Origin of the sequence: Stenotrophomonas aracearum (assembly GCF_031834615.1) — a bacterium.
In the GTDB taxonomy this organism is placed as follows: Bacteria; Pseudomonadota; Gammaproteobacteria; order Xanthomonadales; family Xanthomonadaceae; genus Stenotrophomonas; species Stenotrophomonas aracearum.
Genome location: NZ_CP115543.1, coordinates 2,897,646 through 2,916,478, shown reverse-complemented (window position 1 = coordinate 2,916,478; position 18,833 = coordinate 2,897,646). Strand labels below are relative to the sequence as shown.

Annotated in this window: 18 protein-coding genes; 10 read left to right on the top strand and 8 right to left on the bottom strand. The window is 66.7% G+C overall.

Annotated features, from left to right (window positions below; all coding sequences use genetic code 11):
* Window positions 1–75: 75 nt before the first annotated feature.
* Window positions 76–3,027, bottom strand: a complete 2,952-nt coding sequence (locus PDM28_RS13325) for a TonB-dependent receptor plug domain-containing protein (protein ID WP_311182388.1) — start codon at window positions 3,025–3,027, stop codon at window positions 76–78.
* 424 nt (window positions 3,028–3,451) lie between these two features.
* Between PDM28_RS13325 and apbC the strand changes: the two genes are divergently transcribed.
* Both apbC and dcd read left to right on the top strand, forming a co-directional pair.
* Window positions 3,452–4,348 carry an iron-sulfur cluster carrier protein ApbC gene (gene apbC, locus PDM28_RS13320; protein WP_311182387.1) on the top strand — a complete coding sequence of 299 codons (897 nt, stop codon included), beginning with the start codon at window positions 3,452–3,454 and terminating at the stop codon, window positions 4,346–4,348.
* 45 nt (window positions 4,349–4,393) lie between these two features.
* Window positions 4,394–4,966, top strand: coding sequence for a dCTP deaminase (gene dcd, locus PDM28_RS13315; protein WP_070207643.1), 573 nt, complete (start codon window positions 4,394–4,396; stop codon window positions 4,964–4,966).
* Window positions 4,967–5,046: 80 nt separating this feature from the next.
* Here dcd and PDM28_RS13310 read toward each other — a convergent pair whose 3' ends face one another.
* From PDM28_RS13310 to PDM28_RS13300, 3 genes are read right to left on the bottom strand one after another with little or no spacing between them, the layout of a single operon-like run.
* Window positions 5,047–5,214 carry a LiaI-LiaF-like domain-containing protein gene (locus PDM28_RS13310; RefSeq protein WP_093533394.1) on the bottom strand — a complete coding sequence of 56 codons (168 nt, stop codon included), beginning with the start codon at window positions 5,212–5,214 and terminating at the stop codon, window positions 5,047–5,049.
* Between the two features lie 16 nt (window positions 5,215–5,230).
* Entirely contained in the window at window positions 5,231–5,653 is a 423-nt protein-coding gene (locus tag PDM28_RS13305; protein ID WP_102944501.1) for an HIT domain-containing protein, read from the bottom strand.
* Complete coding sequence (locus PDM28_RS13300; RefSeq protein ID WP_311182386.1) at window positions 5,650–6,321, bottom strand: dienelactone hydrolase family protein; 672 nt, start codon at window positions 6,319–6,321, stop codon at window positions 5,650–5,652. Before PDM28_RS13300 ends, PDM28_RS13305 begins: the two co-directional genes overlap by 4 nt.
* 210 nt (window positions 6,322–6,531) lie before the next feature.
* Here PDM28_RS13300 and rimO point away from each other — a divergent pair, with 210 nt between their 5' ends.
* Together rimO and PDM28_RS13290 are read left to right on the top strand one after the other, a co-directional pair.
* Complete coding sequence (rimO, locus tag PDM28_RS13295) at window positions 6,532–7,899, top strand: 30S ribosomal protein S12 methylthiotransferase RimO (protein WP_311182385.1); 1,368 nt, start codon at window positions 6,532–6,534, stop codon at window positions 7,897–7,899.
* A complete protein-coding gene (locus PDM28_RS13290) occupies window positions 7,896–8,762 on the top strand; it encodes a DUF3025 domain-containing protein (RefSeq protein ID WP_425507601.1) in 867 nt (288 codons plus the stop codon). The genes rimO and PDM28_RS13290 overlap by 4 nt, the downstream gene beginning before the upstream one ends.
* Here PDM28_RS13290 and greB read toward each other — a convergent pair.
* Both greB and PDM28_RS13280 read right to left on the bottom strand, forming a co-directional pair.
* Window positions 8,747–9,253 (bottom strand): transcription elongation factor GreB, encoded by a 507-nt coding sequence (greB, locus tag PDM28_RS13285; RefSeq protein WP_102944504.1) that lies wholly within the window; start codon window positions 9,251–9,253, stop codon window positions 8,747–8,749. The two genes, PDM28_RS13290 and greB, sit on opposite strands and share 16 nt — an antisense overlap.
* The gene (locus PDM28_RS13280) at window positions 9,253–10,758 is read right to left on the bottom strand and encodes a helicase HerA-like domain-containing protein (protein WP_311182384.1); all 1,506 of its coding nucleotides are present in this window, start codon (window positions 10,756–10,758) and stop codon (window positions 9,253–9,255) included. The genes greB and PDM28_RS13280 overlap by 1 nt, the downstream gene beginning before the upstream one ends.
* Before the next feature lie 135 nt (window positions 10,759–10,893).
* Between PDM28_RS13280 and PDM28_RS13275 the strand changes: the two genes are divergently transcribed.
* Both PDM28_RS13275 and PDM28_RS13270 read left to right on the top strand, forming a co-directional pair.
* Window positions 10,894–12,504, top strand: coding sequence for a transglycosylase SLT domain-containing protein (locus tag PDM28_RS13275; RefSeq protein ID WP_311182383.1), 1,611 nt, complete (start codon window positions 10,894–10,896; stop codon window positions 12,502–12,504).
* Between the two features lie 17 nt (window positions 12,505–12,521).
* Window positions 12,522–12,884: a ribonuclease E inhibitor RraB gene (locus tag PDM28_RS13270; RefSeq protein WP_311182382.1), complete on the top strand. Its 363-nt coding sequence runs from the start codon at window positions 12,522–12,524 to the stop codon at window positions 12,882–12,884.
* A 68-nt stretch (window positions 12,885–12,952) separates the two neighbouring features.
* On the opposite strand, the gene asd is transcribed toward PDM28_RS13270, so the two are convergent.
* Both asd and PDM28_RS13260 read right to left on the bottom strand, forming a co-directional pair.
* Window positions 12,953–13,795, bottom strand: a complete 843-nt coding sequence (asd, locus tag PDM28_RS13265; protein ID WP_311182381.1) for an archaetidylserine decarboxylase — start codon at window positions 13,793–13,795, stop codon at window positions 12,953–12,955.
* On the bottom strand, window positions 13,792–14,442 hold the full coding sequence (locus tag PDM28_RS13260) for an SCO family protein (RefSeq protein ID WP_311182380.1): 651 nt from the start codon (window positions 14,440–14,442) through the stop codon (window positions 13,792–13,794). The genes asd and PDM28_RS13260 overlap by 4 nt, the downstream gene beginning before the upstream one ends.
* Before the next feature lie 129 nt (window positions 14,443–14,571).
* Here PDM28_RS13260 and prmB point away from each other — a divergent pair, with 129 nt between their 5' ends.
* From prmB to PDM28_RS13240, 4 genes are all read left to right on the top strand, one after another.
* Window positions 14,572–15,501, top strand: a complete 930-nt coding sequence (gene prmB, locus PDM28_RS13255; RefSeq protein ID WP_102944510.1) for a 50S ribosomal protein L3 N(5)-glutamine methyltransferase — start codon at window positions 14,572–14,574, stop codon at window positions 15,499–15,501.
* Window positions 15,498–16,601: a chorismate synthase gene (gene aroC / locus PDM28_RS13250; protein WP_102944511.1), complete on the top strand. Its 1,104-nt coding sequence runs from the start codon at window positions 15,498–15,500 to the stop codon at window positions 16,599–16,601. The genes prmB and aroC overlap by 4 nt, the downstream gene beginning before the upstream one ends.
* The gene (locus PDM28_RS13245; protein ID WP_311182379.1) at window positions 16,594–17,646 is read left to right on the top strand and encodes a 2-hydroxyacid dehydrogenase; all 1,053 of its coding nucleotides are present in this window, start codon (window positions 16,594–16,596) and stop codon (window positions 17,644–17,646) included. The genes aroC and PDM28_RS13245 overlap by 8 nt, the downstream gene beginning before the upstream one ends.
* Window positions 17,647–17,773: 127 nt before the next feature.
* On the top strand, window positions 17,774–18,799 hold the full coding sequence (locus PDM28_RS13240) for an aspartate-semialdehyde dehydrogenase (protein WP_311182378.1): 1,026 nt from the start codon (window positions 17,774–17,776) through the stop codon (window positions 18,797–18,799).
* Window positions 18,800–18,833: the final 34 nt, after the last annotated feature.

Here is an 18,833-nt window from a genome sequence, read left to right as displayed (position 1 = left end):
ACTACTCCTTCCTGGAACATTCGGTAGGCAAAAAAAAACCGCCGCCCGAAGCCGGGCGGCGGTCCTGTACTGCTATCAGAAGCTCTTGCTGATGTTCACGAAGTAGGTACGGCCGACGTAGTCATAGCCGCTGTACAGCGGGGCGTTGCCGACCCGGTTGTACGCACCCGACGAGATCACCGGCGGCTCTTCGTTACGCAGGTTGCGCACGCCAGCGATCACCGACCAGGTGTCGGCCTTGTACTCGGCCGACAGCGAGTGCAGGAAGTAGCTGGCCACGTCGAACTTGTAGACCGAGGTTGCCGGGTCCAGTTCGTAGTAGTCGTAGCTCTGCATCGCGTTGATCCACTCCAGGCCGTAGCGGACGCGCCACTTGTCCCAGCTGTAGACCACGTCCAGCGTGCCGGTCATGTCCGGGGTGTTGAGCATGCCGTTGTAGTCGATCAGCGGATCGTCCTGGAACAGCTTGTTGGACTGTTCGAGGAAGCGGGTGAGCTGTGCGGTGGCACGCAGGGCGCCCGGACCGATGTCGCGGGTGTAGCGCAGGGTGTAGTCCAGGCCGCGCACGTTGTCGTTGGCCAGGTTGACGTAGCTGTCATGCACGGTCAGCGCGTTGTTGACCGGGTTGCGCGCGTCCACCAGGCGGCAGAAGCCACCACCATCGCGGAAGTCCGGGCTGTTGTAGCACAGGTCCAGGATGTTGGCGCCACCGGCGCGCGAGACGCCGTTCTCGACCTTGATGTCGAAGTAGTCCACGGCCAGCGAGAAGTCGCCCCACGAGGCCGGGGTCTCCGGCTGCAGCACGATGCCACCGGTGAAGTTCTTCGAGGTTTCCGCCTTCAGGCCGCTTTCGGCGCCGCCGGCCTGGATGACCGCGACCGACTGGGTGGCCTGGAAGTCAGGTGCCAGGCCTTCCGAGGCGCAGTTGCGCGCCAGCGGGGTGCCCGGGTCGTTGCCCCAGGTGTTGCAGGGGTCGACCTGGTTGCTCAGGAAGCCGCTGGTGGCGCCCAGGAACTGTTCGAACAGCGCCGGAGCGCGGTACGAGGTGCCGTAGGACGCACGGAACGACACCCAGCTGACCGGGGTCCACAGGCCGCCGATCTTGTAGGTCTGGTCCGAACCGTAGGAGTCGTAGTCGGTCCAACGCGCGGAGGCGTTGAAGGTCAGCTCCTCGGCACCGGTCACGCCCGACAGCACCGGCACTTCCAACTCGCCGAACACTTCCTTCACCGCGTCCTTGCCGCGGGTCGGGGTGGACGAGGTCAGGTTGTACAGGTTGTTGTTGATCGAATCGATCGACGGGGTGTCGTCGATCTTGGCGCGGCGGTACTCGGCACCGATGGCGGCCTGGACATCACCGTGCGGCAGCGAGAACAGCGGGCCGCTGAAGGAGATGTTGGCAGTGGTTTCGGTGTACAGGGTGTTGCCGGTGACCGGGCGGAACACGTAGTTCACCCAGTCGCGCGGCAGCTCGCCGCCGATCACGGCGCTGGTCAGGCGCGGTGCGGCAACGCAGCCATTGGACGGGTCCACGCAGCTGAAGCCACCGGCGCCGTTGGAGACCACGCGCAGGCTCTGGTTCAGGCGGTCGGTCAGGAACGACTGCATGGTGTAGTCGGCGTCCGAGCGCGCATGGCTCAGGTAGAAGTCGTAGTCCCAGGTGTCGCTGACGTGGCCACGCACGCCCGCGGTGCCCTTGAAGAAGTCGACCTTCTGCGAGCTCTTGTCGTTGCCGAAGCCGATGAAGGCGCGCACGCCCACGCCGCCGCCGAAGTTCGACGAAGCCAGGTTGGCCGGGATCAGCGGGCTGCCGCGCAGGTAGTCCAGCGACAGCTGGCGGTAACCGGTCTGTTCGGACTCACGGCGGCTGCCGAGCAGTTCGCCGTAGAACTCGGCGTCGCCCATGAAGCCCAGGTCGTAACCGCCCTGCAGGTAGGCGGTGTGGGTTTCGGCACCGGAGATCAGCGAACGGTTCAGGGTGCGCGGGTCGAAGGTGTCGCGGATGTTGCTGTTGGTGGTCTGGCCACCGCCCACGCCTTCAAAACCGACCAGGCCGGTGCTGACCGCCGAGTTCGGGCGCCAGCGGTTGAAGGTGGTGCCACGCGCGCCTGCGGCGGCAACGCCGGTCAGGTTCTGGGTACCGATGGTGTTGATGGTGACGCCGTTGGAGCCGGTGCCGGTGATCGGGTAGCACTTCGGCTGGCCGGTCAGCGGGTCGATGGTGTCGGCACCACCCCAGCCGCCGCCGGTGGGCAGGCGACGGTAGTCCGTGTTGCAGCGGGTCCATTCGCGGTCGTTGAGGGTCAGCGCGTCGCGGTTGTAGTACTCGTACGAGCCGGAGATGTGGCCCGAGGAACCGGTCTTGCCGGCCACGATCGCGTAGCGGCGCTCTTCACCGCCACCACCGTCGGTGGCGGTCTGGCGCGCTTCGAAGGTGACGCCGTCGATCTTGCTCTTGGTGATGATGTTGATGACGCCGGCAACCGCGTCGGAGCCGTAGATCGACGAGGCGCCGTCCTTCAGCACTTCCACGCGGTCGACGATGGCGTCGGGCAGCACGTTCAGGTCGGTGGCGCCGACCGAACCGCGCGAGCCGGCCGGTGCGATGCGGCGGCCGTTCATCAGGATCAGGGTGCGGGTCGGACCCAGGCCACGCAGGCCCACGGTGTTGGCGCCCGGGCCGCCGTTGGTGACGTAGCCGCCGTACGCGTTGTTGATCTGCGCGGCACCGGCGGTGACGGCGGTGCTCTGCAGCACGCCGGCGGTCGACTGGAAGCCGGCCAGGGTGGTTTCTTCGCGGGTGATGACCTGGACCGGCGAGACCGAGTTGAACACGTCACGGCTGATGCGCGAACCGGTAACGGTCACGGCTTCCAGATTGGTGGCCTTGGCCTTGGCCGCTTCTTCAGCGGTCTGGGTCGAGCTGGCGCTGTCCTGCGCATAAGCGGAAGCGGACGCTCCCAGCACCAGCACGCTGGCCAGTGCGAAGCTCAGCGGGTTACGGCTGAGCGACTTGCGATTCATCATCTGTGGATCCCCTTGGAACGGATGTGTCGTCAAAACCCCGGTGACTGCGACCTGCGGCGCCGAGGTGGCGGGCGATCTGCGATGGGTGTCTTGCCCCTGAATATCAGCTTCACGTGCTGATGACTTGAAGTTAACACACCCTTAACGCGGCCTGTCAACTATTCATCAGGAAGTCATAAAGACAGGATAGGCAAATGAAAGATTTCATTCTCATTTGCAATGCAACTACCTGTTTATGAAGGACCTTCTATTGGTTTTGCCTGAAACCAATTTTTCAATACTGTGACGTATGCACGGTTTAGTTTTTGGCCGGATGCGCCATCCGAATCCGTAGATGTCTGCGTGATGACCGGTCGGGGCGCTACAGGACAGGCCTCGGACAACGCAGGACAGTCCCCCGCGCCCGTCGGTCGGCTGCTCTATCATGGGCAGCTTCCCGCAATGCTTTTCCGGAGTGCCCGCAGTGAGTGCCAGCCCGTCTCGACGTCCCCATGCCAGCCAGGTGCAGAAGGGGCTGTCCCTTCATCCGCGCGTCCGCAACGTGATCGCGGTCGGGTCGGGCAAGGGCGGGGTGGGCAAGTCCACCACGGCGGTGAACCTGGCGGTGGCGCTGGCAAAGCTCGGGGCCCGGGTCGGCCTGCTGGACGCGGACATCTACGGCCCCAGCGTGCCGATGATGCTGGGCCTGAGCGGCCGTCCGGAAAGCCCGGACAACAAGTCGATCGAGCCGCTGCGTGCGTTCGGGGTGGAGACCATGTCGATCGGCTACCTGATCGAGGACGAGACACCGATGATCTGGCGCGGCCCCATGGCGACCTCGGCCATGACCCAGTTCTTCAACGACACCCTGTGGGACGACCTGGACTACCTCCTGATCGACCTGCCGCCAGGCACCGGCGACATCCAGCTGACCCTGACCCAGAAGATTCCGCTGGCCGGCGCGGTGATCGTCACCACCCCGCAGGACATCGCCACGCTGGATGCGAAAAAGGCGCTGAAGATGTTCGAAAAGGTGGAAGTGCCGGTGCTGGGCATCGTCGAGAACATGGCCGTGCACACCTGCAGCAACTGCGGCCAGGTCGAGCACCTGTTCGGCGACGGCGGTGGCGAGCGCATGGCGGCGCAGTACGGCGTGCCGCTGCTGGGCTCGCTGCCGCTGGACATCGGCATCCGCGAACAGGGCGATGTCGGCACCCCGATCACCGCCGCCGCGCCGGACTCCCCGGCCGCGCAGGCCTACCTGCGTGCCGCGCAGCGGCTGGTGGAAGAGGTGGCCAAGCGCCCGCGCGCCAGCATCCCGATCCTGTCCTCGCTGCTCTGAGCTGTTTAGAATCAGTGCCCACCGCGCCCCACACCCAGGACCCCCATGAGCATCAAGAGTGACCGCTGGATCCGCCGCATGTCCGAACAGCACGGCATGATCGAGCCGTTCGAAGCGGGCCAGGTCAAGCAGGCCAACGGCCAGCGCATCGTCAGCTACGGCACTTCGAGCTACGGCTACGACGTGCGCTGCTCGCGCGAGTTCAAGGTGTTCACCAACATCAACTCCACGATCGTCGACCCCAAGCATTTCGACCCGGGCAGCTTCGTGGACATCGTCGGCGACGAATGCATCATTCCGCCGAACAGCTTTGCGCTGGCGCGCACCGTGGAGTATTTCCGCATTCCGCGCGACACCCTGGTGGTGTGCCTGGGCAAGAGCACCTACGCGCGCTGCGGGATCATCGTCAACGTGACCCCGCTGGAGCCGGAGTGGGAAGGCCACGTCACCCTGGAATTCAGCAACACCACGCCGCTGCCGGCGCGCATCTACGCCAACGAAGGCGTGGCGCAGATGTTGTTCTTCCAGGCCGACAGCGACGACGTCTGCGAGACCTCGTACAAGGACCGCGGTGGCAAGTACCAGGGCCAGACCGGCGTGACCCTGCCGCGCACCTGATGTAGCGCCGGGCTCTGCCCGGCTGACGCAAACAAAAAAAGCGCGGATCGCTCCGCGCTTTTTTGTGTCCGCCGAACGCGTTATTTCCCGCGACCGAACAACAGCCCGATCCCCACCGCCACCAGGATCACCGGCCACCAGGTAAGGATCAGGCGACCGAGGTTCATGTTGGTCCAGCCCAGGTTGCTGGCCAGCAGGAACAGGCCGACGAGGATCAGGACGATGGCAGCGACGAGGTTGGAGCGCATCAGGGGCAGGGTCCGCTTAGGGCTGGGGCGAATATCCTAGCCGTTCCTTCCACATCGCGACATGCTCTTTGAGCACCGCGTCGTCGAACTTGCGCGGCTGGCCGTTGCCCCACACCGGGCCCGGCCACAGCGGATCGCCGTTATGCCGACCGACCACATGGAAATGCAGCTGCGGCACGATGTTGCCGAGCGTGGCGATGTTGATCTTCTCGACCCCGTCGGTGCCCTTGAGGGCCCGGCTGGCGCGGGACAGTTCAATGCGCAGTTTGTCCTGCTGGTCGCCGCTCAGCTCCATCCATTCGGTGATGCCGGTCACGCGCGGCACCAGCACCAGCCAGGGGAAACGTTCGTCGTTCATCAACCGCACTTGCGACAGCGGGCCTTCGTCCACCAGTACGCTGTTGGCGGCCAGGCGTGAATCCAGTTCAAAATCGCTCATCCAAGATGCTCCGAAAAGAAGTCCAGGGTGCGTTGCAGCGCCAGGGCGGCGCTGTCTGGATCATACGCGTGTCCGACGCTGCGATTGAAGGCGTGGTCGGCCGGGTAGACGAAGGTGGCCATCTGCGGCAGCTTTTCGCGGTGGGCCTGGACGGCTTCGGGCGGAATGCTCTTGTCCTGGGCGCCGAAGTGGAACATGACCGGGGCCTTGGCCGGCTCATCCAGGAACTGGGTGTTGCGCGCGCCGTAGTAGCTGACCGAGGGCAGGCCCAGGCGCAGGGCCGCGAGCAAGGCAACGCTGCCGCCCCAGCAGTAGCCCACCGTGCCGACCTTGCCGGACGGGGTCAGCCGCGAAGCGGCCGCGCGGACCACCTCCAGCGCCTTTTCCATGCCCAGCGCGGTGACATGCGCCAGGCCCTGCTTCACCCCGTCCGGGTCGTAGGGCAGGGCGTCGGGATCGGCCCCGGTGCCGTCCAGCAGGTCGAAGAACGAAGGCGCCAGCACCGCATAACCTTCGGCGGCGAAGCCCTCTGCCACCTCGCGGATATGTGCGTTGGCGCCGAAGATCTCCTGGATGACCACCAAGCCCCCGCGCGGCTTGCCTTCCGGCAGGGCCTGCCAGGCCCGGACCGGGCCATGATGCGTATCGAACGTAATCCACTCACCCATTGCCGGACTCCGATTGGTTCAGGCGTTCATTATCGGGCCCGGCCGGGTTAGCGGGGCGTCGCGGCCATGCACGCCTTGGCGGTTGGCCTTGCCCGGACAGTCGATGCATTCAGGGCCGAGGCCCCAACGCCGGTATACTTGCCGCCGTTTCCGGCCCCAGGTCCCCACGCCATTCCGGCATGGGCCCAGGCCCCCAGAGTCCCGCGATCCATGTCCCAGCTGAACCCCAAAGTCGGCTTCGTCAGCCTTGGCTGCCCGAAGGCCCTTGTCGATTCCGAGCGCATCCTCACCCAGCTGCGGGCCGAGGGTTACGACATCGTTCCCTCCTACGATTCGGCCGACGTGGTGGTGGTCAACACCTGTGGCTTCATCGATTCGGCGGTGACCGAGTCGCTGGACGCGATCGGCGAGGCGATGAACGCCAACGGCAAGGTGATCGTCACCGGCTGCCTGGGCAAGCGCCCGGAAGAGATCCGCAAGGCCTATCCAGACGTGCTGGCGGTGTCCGGCCCGCAGGACTACACCAGCGTGATGGAGGCGGTGCATGCCGCGCTGCCGCCCAAGCACGACCCGTTCGTGGACCTGGTTCCGGACTACGGCATCAAGCTGACCCCGCGTCACTATGCCTATCTGAAGATTTCCGAAGGCTGCAACCACCATTGCAGCTTCTGCATCATTCCCTCGATGCGCGGCAAGCTGGTCTCGCGCCCGGTGGACGAGGTGCTGCGCGAAGCCGAGCGGCTGGTGCGCGGCGGGGTCAAGGAGCTGCTGGTGGTCTCGCAGGACACCTCGGCCTATGGCGTGGACGTGAAGTACGCCGAGCGCATGTGGCGCGACAAGGCCTACCAGACCCGCATGAAGTCGCTGTGCGAAGGGCTGTCCGAACTGGATGCCTGGACCCGCATGCACTACGTGTACCCGTATCCGCACGTGGACGACGTGGTGCCGCTGATGGCCGAGAACCGGATCCTGCCCTACCTGGACATTCCGTTCCAGCACGCCACCCCGCGCATCCTGAAGCTGATGAAGCGCCCGGGCGCGGTCGACAAGACCCTCGAGCGCGTGCAGCGCTGGCGCCAGCTGTGCCCGGACATCACCGTGCGCTCGACCTTCATCGTTGGCTTCCCCGGCGAAACCGAGGCCGAGTTCGAAGAGCTGCTGTCGTTCCTGGACGAGGCGCAGCTGGACCGCGTGGGTGCCTTCGCCTACTCGCCGGTGACGGGTGCCACCGCCAACGACCTGCCCGGCGCGGTGCCGGAAGAAGTGAAGCAGGAGCGCCTGGCGCGCTTCATGGCCCGCCAGGCGGAGATTTCCGCCGCGCGACTGGAGGCGAAGATCGGCACGGTGCAGCAGTGCCTGGTCGATGCGATTGAAGACGGCATCGCCGTGGCCCGCTCCAAGGCCGATGCGCCGGAGATCGACGGCCTGGTGCACATCCAGAACGCCGACGAGGCGAAGCTGCGAGTGGGCCAGTTCGTGAATGTGGAGATCACCGAGAGCGACGACCACGACCTTTACGGCGATGCGCTGATCGAGGCGAACGCCGTGGGCCGTCAGCTCGACCTCAAGGTGTTGTGATCGACGCGGCCGCCCCTGCGGCGGCCGGAGCCGGCGCCGAGCCTGAAAAAGTGGCTGCGGCGCGGCGACGTTTTGTTGCACCCGCGCGCGATGAAGTTGATCGCGGGTGCTTCACGCATGCGCTGTTCGCCGGCATGGCGGAGTACCACGATCTGTTGGTTGCCGATGCGTGGCCGACCGTGTTGGCGCTTGATGAGCGCCTTGCGCTGGCAGGCAAGCGGCTGGTGGCGCAGGACGAGAGCCTGCTGGCCGACGGCCAGCACTACGAACAGCGCATCGCACTGGGGCGTATTGCTACGCGTGCCGAGAACTGGCACGACCTGTTCAACGCGCTGGTCTGGGCGCGCTACCCGGCAATCAAACAGGCGCTCAATGCGCGGCAGTGCGAGCGTATCCAGGCCAATGGGCCGAACGTGCGCGACCGCGCGCAGGCGGCGCTGACCCAGTTCGACGAAACCGGCGTGATCGTGCGGGTGGAGGGGCCGGCGATGCTGCATGCCTGGGATCGGCATGATTGGCAGGCGTTGTTCGTGGAGGGTGCCGCTGCATGGCAGGACGGCCGAATGGCGGTGTCGGGTGTCATCGGCCACGCACTGATGGAACAGGCACTGCTACCCGGCCGTTTGCTGGTCGGCAAGTGCGTGGTGGTGCAGGGCAACGATGACGGGCAGGCGGTGCAGCAGGTGGCCGAGGCCATCGAGAGGGGCGACCTGCTCAACGATCCGCTGGAGCTGCGGCCGTTGCCGTTGATGGGCATCCCGGGCTGGCATGCCCGCCAGGATGCGGCGTTCTTCGCGCAGATCGACTATTTCCGGCCGTTGCGGGACGGCAGGAAGTACCCGTCGATTCAATCTGCGCGGTAATCCACCGCCACCACCGCAAACCCGGTCCGCCCGCTCGGCAGCTCCACCTCGAACTCATCGTCCACGCGCTTCTTCAACAACGCGCGCGCCAGCGGCGAATCGATGCTGATCCACCCGGCGCCGGCATCGGTTTCATCCGGTCCTACGATCCGGTAACGGCTCACATCGCCGCTGTCCACGTTCTCCAGCTCCACCCATGCACCGAAGAACACCGCCTGCGGATCGGTCGGCACGGTGTCGACCACGCGCAGCGATTCCAGCCGCTTGGTCAGGTAACGCACGCGACGGTCGATCTCGCCCAGCTGCTTCTTGCGGTAGGTGTACTCGGCATTTTCCGAGCGATCACCCTCAGCCGCCGCAGCGGCCAGCGCTTTCACTACCTCCGGCCGCCGCACCCGCCACAGCTCGTCCAGCTCGGCCTTCAGGCGCTGGTGCCCCTGCGCGGTGATCAGCGCCGTACTTTTTTCCGCCGGCGGACGCCAACGCGACATCAGCGCTTGCCGCCGAAGATGCCGCCCAGGATCCCGCGCACGATCTGGTTGCCCAGCTTGGTGCCCACCGTCCGGGTGGTCTGCTTGGCCATCGTCTCGATCATGCCCTGGCGCCGCTTGGTGCCGAAGATCGCATCCTTGATCGACTGCCCGAAGCCACCTTCCTGTTCCTCGTCCTGCTGCCGCGTGCGTGCCTTCGGTGCATCGGCCTGTTCCACCGCCTTGGCCGCGCGCTGGGCCAGCAGCTCGGCGGCCGATTCGCGGTTCACTGCGGTGTCGTAGCGGGTACCGACCGGGCTGCCGGCACGCACCTGGGCACGTTCGGCGTCGGTAATGGCGCCCATGCGGCAGCGCGGCGGCGCGATCCGGGTCTGCTGCACCGGCGAGGGAATGCCCTTGTCCTGCAGGGTGGATACCAGCGCCTCACCGGTGCCCAGCTGCGACAGCGCCGCCACCACGTCGAGCTTGGGGTTCGGTACGAAGGTTTCCGCAGCGATCTTCACTGCCTTCTGGTCGCGCGGGGTAAACGCACGCAGCGCATGCTGCACGCGGTTGCCGAGCTGGCCCAGGATATTGGCCGGTACGTCATCGGGGAACTGCGAGCAGAAGTACACGCCCACGCCCTTGGAGCGGATCAGTCGCACCACCTGCTCGATCCGCTGCACCAGCGCGGCCGGGGCGTCGTCGAACAGCAGGTGCGCTTCGTCGAAGATGAAGACCAGCTTGGGCTTCTCCAGATCGCCCACTTCCGGCAGCGTCTCGAACAGCTCCGAGAGCAGCCACAGCAGGAAGGTCGAATACAGGCGCGGCTTCAGCACCAGCTGATCGGCGGCCAGGATTCCGATCACGCCGCGACCGTCATGGTTGACCCGCATCAGGTCGGCCAGTTCCAGCGCCGGCTCGCCGAAGAACGCCTCGCCGCCATCCTGCGCCAGGCGCAGCAGCGCACGCTGGATCGCCGCCACGGTCTGCGCGCTCACCAGCCCGTACTCGGTGGAGATGTCCTTGCGCTCGTCGGCGACCAGGCCGAGCAGGGCGCGCAGGTCGTCCAGGTCGAGCAGCAGCAGGCCACGGTCGTCGGCCAGTTTGAACACGATGTCCAGGACCCCGGCCTGGGTGTCGTTGAGCTCCAGGATGCGCGCCAGCAGGGTCGGGCCCATTTCGCTGACGGTGGTGCGTACCGGGTGGCCGAGCTTGCCGTACAGGTCCCAGAAGAGGGTCGGGCTGCCGGCCGGCGCGTAGTCGGCCACGCCGATCTCCTGCGCACGCTGCAGCAGCGCCTCGGTCCCCGTGCCGGGCACCGCCAGGCCGGAGACGTCGCCCTTCACATCAGCCAGGAACACCGGCACGCCGATCCGCGAGAATCCTTCGGCCAGGGTCATCAGGGTGACCGTCTTGCCGGTACCGGTGGCACCGGCCACCAGGCCATGCCGGTTGCCCAGCTTCGGCAGCAGGGTCACGGGGATGTCGTCGGTGATGCCTTTGCCGAGCAGGATCGGATCCATGGTCAACTCCCTGAGTGGACGGCCTGTGTGAATGGGGAGGATTCTAAACCCGAGCGGGTGCAGGCGGGCTGACCGGGTTGCCCCGGTACAAGCGGCACGGCTACTCTGCCCTGTCTTTCGCCCACAGTGCCAAAAATGCCCGTTCCTGTCCTGCTTGCCCGTGGTTGGCCGTTGTTGGCGCTCGCGTCCCTGATCTCCTTCGCGCCCGAGGCCCATGCCCAGCGGGTCTCCGCCCGCGACAAGGCGAAGATCGAGGTGCTGCAGCAGCGCATGACCGCCGCCGAGAAGCGCTACGCCGACGCACTCGTGCTGGTCACCAATGCCGACCCCAAGGGCAAGAACGAAGGCGACGCCGCGCTGGAGGACATGGAAGACGTGATCAGCGACTGCGTGGCCCAGAAGGGCTGCCAGGTCAGCAACCTGCTGGTGACCTACAAGCGGCTGCTCAAGAACAACGCCGACACCCGCGACAGCGACGACAGCGACGTGATCGCCAACGATGGCGGCCTGCTCGAAGCCGACCCGGACCACGTCGGTCCGCTGGCTGCAGACGTGCCCGAAGCCGCACGCGCGGCCGCGCTGCTCAACGACAAGCGCCACGCCTTCGACAACATGGTCGAGTACAACCCGGCGGTGCAGGCCGGCATCCGCCGCTGGCTGACCGACATGCGCCCGGCGTTGATGAACACCTATGAGAACTACCAGACCCTGCGCGCAGTGATGTGGCCGGAGTGGGAGAAGCGCGGCCTGCCCGAGGCGCTGCTGTTCGGGATCATGGCCAAGGAATCCAACGGGCGCGTGCACGCGTCCTCGCGCGCCGGCGCCGCCGGCCTGATGCAGTTCATGCCGGCCACCGGCCGCCGCTTCGGGCTGGGCCCGGATGGCACCGGCTTCGACACCCGCTTCGACGCGCGCAGCGCCGCTGAGGCCAGCGCCAGCTACCTCAACGAGCGCATGCGCGAGCTCAACAACAATGTGGAACTGTCGCTGGCCGGCTACAACGGCGGCGAAGGCCGTGCGGGGCGCGTGTACCGCCAGAATGTCGGCCAGAGCTTCTGGGTGGACAACGTGTACAACCAGTTCCCGGCCGAAACCAAGGACTACGTGCCGATGGTGATCGCCGCGGCCTGGATCTACCTGCACCCGCAGCAGTACGGCGTCGACTTCCCCAAGGTCAGCGCGCAGCCGGCCACGATCCGCCTGGCCAAGTCCACCACCATCTATGAGCTGACCATCTGCCTGGGCAGCACCGGCACCCGCGACGGCTACATGCGCGCGCTGCGCAACCTCAACCCGCGCTACGAGGCCGATGGCTGGATCCCGGCCGGCACGATCATCAACGCCACCACCCGCATCGCCGGCCTGTACAACCGCTACTGCGTGAGCGGCCCGCGCGCCGACCTGGCACGCACGTTGATCACCGCCGACCTCAACGCCGCCATCGTCCGCCCGACGGCCGCCAGCTACACCGGCAACGTCGCGGTGGGCAGCGTGGTGCCGATGGCCGGCGTGCAGTCCAGCACCCCGGTACCGACCGCACCGGCCGCGCCGGTGGCCGTGCCGGCCGCCAAGGCCAAGCCCAAGGCGGTGAAGAGCCACAAGGTCGGCAAGGGCGAGACCCTGGGCCGGATTGCCGACAAGTTCGACTGCGACGTGCGCGAGCTGGCCAGGGCCAACGGGCTGAAGGCGCCGGCGTACGCGCTGCGCCAGGGCCAGTCGATCAAGCTGCAGGGCTGCGGCAAATAACCCCCGAGGGACTACAGATGGACATCACCGCAATCAACGACATGTTCGCCAACATCCGCGAGAACACCGACTGGGATCTCAACGGTGACCTGGTGTGGGGCTACTTCTTCGTCAACACGACGCCCGAGCCGCTGCACGGCCTGGCCAAGGTGCTGGAAGGGCAGGGCTACACCGTGGTGGAAGTGTTCGAGCCGGAGCTGGAAGCCGACGAGGCGCCGTACCACGTGCTGCACGTGGAGCGGATCGAAGTGCACAGCGAAGCTTCGCTGGACCAGCGCAACCACGAGCTGCAGGCAGTGGCCGAAGCCAACGGCGTAGAAGATTACGACGGCATGGACGTAGGGCCCGTCGAGTTCGCGCACGACCCGGACAACCGCTGAAACAAGACGCCCCGCGAAAGCGGGGCGTTTTTCATGGTGCGTAGTGGCACGCCACGCGTGTCAGCACGTCACCGCAACGTAGCAAGTGCTTGTCCGAGTTTGACAGCATGCTCCGCATCCAGGTGCGGCGCGAACTCCGCCACGCCCGGCGGCAACAACACGATCACCGTGGACCCGTAGTTGAACCGCGCCATCTCGGCGAACCGCTCCAGGGTAATGCCCTTCCCGCGGTAATCCTTGCGGGTAATCCGGTCCCCATAGGCCGGAATCTCTTCTCCGCCCCACACCGTTTCCACGCCCGACACCAGCAGCGCGCCCACCATCACCTGCACCATCGGGCCGAAGTCGGTGTCGAAGTGGCACACCAGCCGCTCGTTGCGGGCGAACAGTCCCGGCACGTTGTTCACCGCTGCCGGGCCCACGCTGAACAAGCGGCCCGGTACATGCACGGTTTCGCGCAGGGTGCCGGTCCACGGCATGTGCACGCGGTGGTAGTCCTTCGGCGAGAGGTACACGGTGGCGAACAGCCCGTGGCGGAACACCTCGGCATCGCCCGCATCGCCCAGCAGCTCTGCCGCAGTGAACGACTGGCCCTTGGCCTGGAAGATGTTGCCGTCTTCGATCGCGCCCAGCTGGCTGATCCGGCCGTCGGCCGGCATTACCAGGGTGCGGGCATCGGCGTCGGGGACGCGCGCGCCCGGCTTCAGGGCGCGGGTGAAGAACTGGTTGAAGGTGGGGTAGCTGCGCGGGTCCGGGTTGGCCGCCTCGGCCAGGTTCACCCCGAACTTTTCGGTCACCGTGTCGATCAGCCAGCGCGAGATCCGCGGGTTGCTGGAATACGCCAGGCGCCGCGCCATCGACGACAGCAGGCGGTGGGGCAGGACGTAGCTCAGCGTGGTGGTCAGGCTCATGGGGCGGATTTCTCGGTCAACAGGTTCAGGTCGCGGGCAATCGCCTGCGCATTGAAAGGAGGGCGGATCAGGCCGGCCAGGTTGCCGTCCGGGTCCAGCACGGCCAGGCTGGCCGAATGTTCCAGGGTGTAGTCCTGGGGGTTGGTTTCGAAGTCCTTGCCCGGCACCTTCTGGAACACGAAGCCCAGCGAGGTGGCGAACCGCTCCAGCGAAGGCACGTCGGCGGTGGCGGCCAGGGTGCCCTTGTGGAAGGCGTGCACGTACTCGCCCAGCCGGGCCGGGGTGTCGCGCTCGGGGTCGACCGAGACGAACACCAGCCGCGGGCGCAGGGTGTCCGGCAGGGTTTCCCACTGCTTCTGGGCCTGGGCCAGGTCGGCCAGGGTGGTCGGGCAGATGTCGGGGCAGGCCAGGAAGCCCAGGAACACCAGGGTCCAGTGGCCCTTGAGCTCGCCGGGGATCAGCCGGGTGCCGTCGGACTGGCCCAGGTTGAAGTCCGGCAGCGGGCGCGGCTGCGGATAGAAGGTGATCGACTCGGTGGCCGGGCGGTTGCCGGTCGGCGCGGGCCCGAACACTTTCTGGGCCACGACCAGGCCCAGACCGGCGGCCAGCGCGATGAGCAGGATGATGCCGACATTGCGATTGAACATGTAAGCCCGTTCCCGAAGGGGGCCACCATGATAGGGGATGGGGCGGCGGCCGCACCGTTTCGACTGCAACGGATGCCGTGCTGCGCCGCAGCGCCTATAATCTGGGGCCACTTTGTCTGTTGCCCTGCCATGACCGCCGAAACGGCCGCCGAACTCCATACGATCATCGACCTGATCCGCTACGGCACCAGCCGTTTCAACGCCGCCGGGCTGACCTTCGGGCACAGCTATGACAACGCCCTGGACGAAGCCACCCAGCTGGTCCTGCACGCCCTGCACCTGCCGCACGACCTCGGCCCGGCCTATGGCCAGGCCCGCGTGCTGCGTGAAGAGAAGCTGCAGGTGCTGGACCTGTTCCAGCGCCGCATCGACGAGCGCATTCCGGCCGCCTACCTGACCGGTGAGGCGTGGTTCGCCGGCCTGAGCTTCAAGAGCGACACGCGCGCCCTGGTGCCGCGTTCGCCGATTGCCGAGTTGATCGAATCCGGCTTCGAACCGTGGCTGGCTGGCCGTGACGTCACCCGCGCGCTGGACCTGTGCACCGGCTCGGGCTGCATCGCCATCGCCATGGGCCACTACTACCCGAACTGGGAAGTGGACGGCGTGGACCTGAGCGACGAGGCGCTGAGCCTGGCCGAAGAGAACAAGGAACGCCTGCAGGCGCACAACGTGACCCTGCTCAAGTCCGACCTGTTCAACGGCCTGACCGGTCGTCACTACGACCTGATCGTGACCAACCCGCCGTACGTCACCAACGACGAAACCGACGCGCTGCCGCAGGAGTACTCGTATGAGCCCGAAATGGGCCTGCGTGCCGGCGACGACGGCCTGGACCTGGTCCTGAAGATCCTGCGCGACGCCCCGCTGCACCTGAGCGAAGACGGCCTGCTGATCTGCGAAGTAGGCGAGTCCGAACAGCACCTGATCAAGCTGCTGCCGGAGGTGGATTTCGCCTGGGTCGAGTTCAAGGTCGGCCAGATGGGCATCTTCGCGGTCGAATGCCGCGAGCTGATCGCGCACAGTGCCCGCATCACCGAACTGGCGGCACAACGGCCGTGAGTTCCAACACCTTCGGCAAGCTGCTTTCGGTCACCACCTTCGGCGAATCGCACGGTCCGGCGATCGGCTGCGTGATCGACGGCTGCCCGCCGGGGCTGGAGATCGGTGCCGACGAGTTCGCCCACGACCTGCAGCGTCGCGCCACCGGCAAGAGCCGGCACACCTCGGCGCGCCGCGAGGCCGACGAGGTCGAGATCCTCTCGGGAGTGTACGAAGGCCGCACCACCGGTACCCCCATCGCGCTGCTGATCCGCAACACCGACCAGCGCAGCAAGGACTACAGCAACATCGCCCAGCAGTTCCGCCCGGGCCATGCCGACTACAGCTACTGGCAGAAGTACGGCATCCGCGACCCGCGCGGTGGCGGCCGCTCGTCCGCGCGTGAAACGACCATGCGCGTGGCCGCCGGCGTGATCGCCAAGAAGTGGCTGCTGCAGCGCTACGGGGTGACCGTGCGCGGCTACCTCTCGCAGCTGGGCGAGATCACCCCGACCGGGCACGACTGGTCGGCGGTGGAAGACAACCCGTTCTTCTGGCCGGTGGCCGAGCAGGTGCCTGCGCTGGAAACCTACATGGACGCGCTGCGCAAGTCCGGCGACTCGGTCGGCGCGCGGGTCAACGTGGTCGCCGACGGCGTGCCGCCGGGGTGGGGCGAGCCGATCTACGGCAAGCTCGACGGCGAACTGGCCGCGGCGTTGATGAGCATCAATGCGGTCAAGGGCGTGGAGATCGGCGACGGCTTCGCCAGCGCCGCGCAGAAGGGCACCGAACACCGCGACCTGATCACGCCGGAAGGCTTCGCCAGCAACCATGCCGGCGGCATCCTCGGCGGCATTTCCACCGGCCAGCAGGTCACCGCCTCGATCGTGCTCAAGCCGACCTCCAGCCTGCGCCTGCCCGGCGCGACGGTGGACGCCAGCGGCGCGGCCGTGGAGGTCATCACCACCGGTCGCCACGATCCCTGCGTGGGCATCCGTGCCACCCCCATTGCCGAGGCGATGATGGCGCTGGTGCTGATGGACCAGGCGCTGCGCCACCGCGCCCAGTGCGGCGACGTGGGCGAAATCACCCCGCGCATTCCGGGGTCCATCGATGGCTGAAACGCGGCCGAAGGTCTGGGTGAGCCAGCCGCTGTTCGATGACGTCATCGAACAGCTCGGGCAGCATTTCGATCTCACCACGACCGACGCCGTGACCCGCTACACCCCGGAATCCCTGGCCGCGCAGCTGGCCGGGGTCGACGGCGCACTGATCACCCTCAATGAGCGCGTGGGTGCGGCGGAAGTGGCGCAGGCGCCGCAGCTGCGCGCCATCGCGAACGTGGGGGTGGGCTACAACAACCTGGACCTGGACGCGCTCAGCGCGGCCGGCATCCTGGCCAGCAACACGCCCGACGTCCTCACCGAAACCACCGCCGACCTCGGCTTCGCGCTGCTGATGGCGACCGCGCGTCGCATCACCGAATCCGAGCGCTGGCTGCGCGAGGGCCAGTGGGGGCAATGGTCGTTCCAGACCATGCTCGGCGCGGACATCCACGGCAGCACGCTGGGCATCCTCGGCATGGGCCGGATCGGGCAGGGCATTGCCCGCCGCGGCGCGCTGGGCTTCGGCATGCGCGTGCTGTACCACAACCGTTCGCGCCTGCCCGAGGCCACCGAAGCGGAGGTGGGCGCGCAGTACGTGGACCTGGACACGCTGCTCGCGCAGGCCGACCACCTCGTGCTCGTGCTGCCGTACAGCGCGTCTTCGCACCACATCATCGACGCGGCCGCGCTGGCGAAGATGAAGCCCACCGCCACCCTGGTGAACATCGCCCGTGGCGGCATCGTCGACGAACTGGCCCTGGCCGACGCGCTGGCGCACGGCCGCCTGGCTGCGGCGGGGCTGGACGTGTTCGAAGGCGAACCCACCGTGCGCCCGGAACTGCTGGCGCTGCGCAACATCGTGCTGACCCCGCATATCGGCAGTGCCAGCCAGGCCACGCGCCGGGCGATGGTGCAGCTGGCAGTGGACAACCTGACCGCCGCGCTGGGCCAGGGGCCGCATGCCGGCCGCCCGCCGAGCGCGCTCAACGCCGACGCCGTCGCTGCCGTGAAAGCCGGCGGTGCCACCGTGGGCGGCAAAAAAATCGACGCAAAACGATAGGGAACCGCGCCCCGGTTCCCTGACGTCACCCTTCTGAAGAACGCGTCCCCACGCGACATTGCAGTGCGGCAACCATGACGCATTGCAGCCCTGCCTGATACTTGATTCGATCACCGAGCGAAACCCCATGAACAACCCTGATCGTCGCTTCCACGTCGCTGTCGTCGGTGCCACCGGCGCCGTTGGCGAAACCATGCTGTCCATCCTGGCCGAGCGCAACTTCCCGATCGCCACCCTGAGCCTGCTCGCCTCGTCGCGTTCGGCCGGTGGCGAAATCGAATTCGAAGGCCAGAAGATCAAGGTCCAGGACCTGGCCACGTTCGATCCGAGCGGCGTGGACATCGCGCTGTTCTCCGCCGGCGGGAGTGTGTCCAAGGAATTCGGCCCGAAGTTCGCCGCCGCTGGCGCGGTGGTGATCGACAACTCCTCGGCGTTCCGCTACGACGAAGACGTGCCGCTGGTGGTGTCCGAAGTGAACCCCGAGGCGCTGAAGAACCGTCCGCGCGGGATCGTTGCCAACCCGAACTGCTCGACCATGCAGATGCTGGTCGCGCTGGCACCGCTGCACCGCCAGTACGGCATCCAGCGCATCAACGTGGCCACCTACCAGTCGGTCTCCGGCGGCGGTCGTTCGGCGCTGGAGGAACTGGGCAAGCAGACCGGCCAGCTGCTCAGCTTCCAGGACATCGACCCGCAGCGCTTCCCGGTGCAGATCGCCTTCAACCTGATCCCGCACATCGACGACTTCCAGGACAACGGCTTCACCAAGGAAGAAATGAAGCTGGTCTGGGAGACCCGCAAGATCCTCGGCGACGACAGCATCCTGGTGAACCCCACTGCGGTGCGCGTGCCGGTGTTCTATGGCCACTCCGAAGCGGTCAGCATCGAAACCCGCGACAAGGTGACCCCGGACGCGGCGCGTGAACTGCTGTCGCGTTCGCCCGGCGTGGAAGTGGTGGACAAGCATGAAGCCGGCGGTTACCCGACCCCGGTGACGCATGCCTCGGGCACCGACGCGGTGTATGTCGGCCGCATCCGTGAGGATCTGTCGCACCCGCGTGGCCTGAACCTGTGGATCGTGTCGGACAACATCCGCAAGGGTGCAGCGTTGAACGCGGTACAGCTGGCGGAGCTGGTGGCTGCCGAAGGGTGATCCACGCGCATTCCCGCGTGGCTGGAATCGCCGG